2 protein-coding genes are annotated in these 1,751 nt (G+C 76.6%); both read right to left on the bottom strand.

Features of this window, described 5'->3' with window-relative positions:
• Positions 1 to 122 precede the first annotated feature (122 nt).
• On the bottom strand, positions 123 to 632 hold the full coding sequence (locus ABD308_RS16635; RefSeq protein ID WP_344334968.1) for a cobalamin B12-binding domain-containing protein: 510 nt from the start codon (positions 630 to 632) through the stop codon (positions 123 to 125).
• 110 nt (positions 633 to 742) lie between these two features.
• A partial coding sequence (locus ABD308_RS16630) for an AAA family ATPase (protein WP_344334965.1) occupies positions 743 to 1,751 on the bottom strand: 1,009 nt, incomplete at its 5' end.

Here is a 1,751-nt window from a genome sequence, read left to right as displayed (position 1 = left end):
GTCCTTGCCGAAGTCGTCGGGGTTGGGGAGCAGGGTGCTCATCAGCGCTTGGTCGACCGAGACGAAGGCGCCGAAGCCGGCTCCGGCCGGGCGGAGGCCGCGCGGCGCGGCGGCGGGGGCGCTCACCGCGACACCCGGACGGCGGCGGGCAGCACCGGCAGCACCGGCACCGTGGGCAGCGTGGCTACGGAGGGCAGTGAGCGCACGAAGGCGCGGAAGTCGGCGACCGGGCGGCCCTCCTCGAAGACCCCGTCGAACCCGGCGGCGAGCAGCGCGCGCTGCCGCTCCGGGTCGCCGGGCCCGGCGATGGTGAGCTTGCCGCCGATCACCGTGGGCGTGCGGGCCAGTTCGGGGCAGGCGCGCAGCGCCCGGATCACCCGCAGGCCGTCCTGGTGGCCGTGCCCGTTGACGCTGCTCAGCACGATCAGGCCCGGCCGGATCCGGCGGCACTCGGAGACCAGCAGCCCGTCCGGCACGCAGGCGCCCAGGTTGACGACCCGGTGACCGAGCTCCTCCAGCAGGAGTTGCAGGAAGACCAGGTTCCAGGTGTGCGAATCCGAGGCCATGGTCGTCACCACGACCTCCAGCCCGGCCGGTTCGGCCGCTGCGCGCTGCTGCTCCAACTGGTCCACGGCGCAAACCCTCTGTGTCGGTGAGTGATGGACGAAACGCTAGGGAGGATCCGGCGGGCGGACCGGCAGCTCACCCGGCAAGTGACGGGCAGTATCCGCGGGGGCCGGGGTCAGCTCGCCGTCGCCAGCACCGGGTACACCCCGGCGGCGCCGAAGAGCCGGCGGCAGAGGTTCAGCACGGTGAAGCGGACGCCGTCGCGGGCCGGGACGCTGCGGATCAGCCCGCTCGCCAGCAGCTCGTGGACGGCGGCCAGCGACTCCTGCGGCGGGCGGCCGCTCAGCTCGACGGCGTCCTCGCCCGACCAGTCCCCCGGTTCGGCGGCCAGCCGCGCCAGCAGGTCGCGCTGTCCCAGCGTCAGCCGGCCGAGCGCCGCGTCCAGGGCCTCGCCGACCCCGCCGCGTCCGCCGAACCCGGCCGGGGGCGGGGCCAGTTGGAACGGTCCTTCGGCCAGCCGGGCCACCAGTTGGCGCGGCGAGAGCACCGTCGACCAACCCGCGGCCAGCTCCAGCGCGCCGGGCAGGCCGTCGAGCAGCCGGCAGAGCGCGGCCACCGCGGGTGCCTCCTCGGGCTCCAGCCGGTAGCCGGGGCGCAGCCGGCGCAGGTGCGACAGCAGCAGCCGGACGGCGCCCACCTCGGCGAGCGCGAGCGGGTCGTGGTCGAGTTCCGGTCCCGGGGTGGGCAGCGGGGCGAGCGGGATCACCTGGCCGCCGGGCAGCGGCTGGGCGACCCGGGCGGTGATCAGCACCCGCAGGCCGGGGCAGCGCTGGAACAGCTCGTCCAGCAGGGCGGGTTCCACCCCGGTGTCGGCGCCGTCCAGGACCAGCAGGGTGGGGCGGGAGCCGATCGCCCGGACCAGGTCGGCGCGGCGTTCGGGGCCCATGCCGGGCTGCCGGGCCCAGTCCGTCCAGCGCACCGACCAGCACGCCGTGAGGTGCAGCCGGCGGGCCGCCTCCAGCACCAGCCGGGTCTTGCCGACCCCGCCGAGGCCGGTCACGGTGACCAGCCGGTCGCCGTGCACGGCGAGGGCCTCGGTCAGCAGGTCGGTCTCCGGCTCCCGGCCGACGATCGCGCCCCGGGCCACCGGCGGGGCGGACGGCTCGTCGCGCGGCTCCTCGGCG

It is taken from the genome of Kitasatospora putterlickiae, from assembly GCF_039527695.1.
In the GTDB taxonomy this organism is placed as follows: domain Bacteria; phylum Actinomycetota; class Actinomycetes; order Streptomycetales; family Streptomycetaceae; genus Kitasatospora; species Kitasatospora putterlickiae.
The sequence above is the reverse complement of the archived record's forward strand: the minus strand, read 5'-3'. Positions and strand labels throughout refer to the sequence as shown.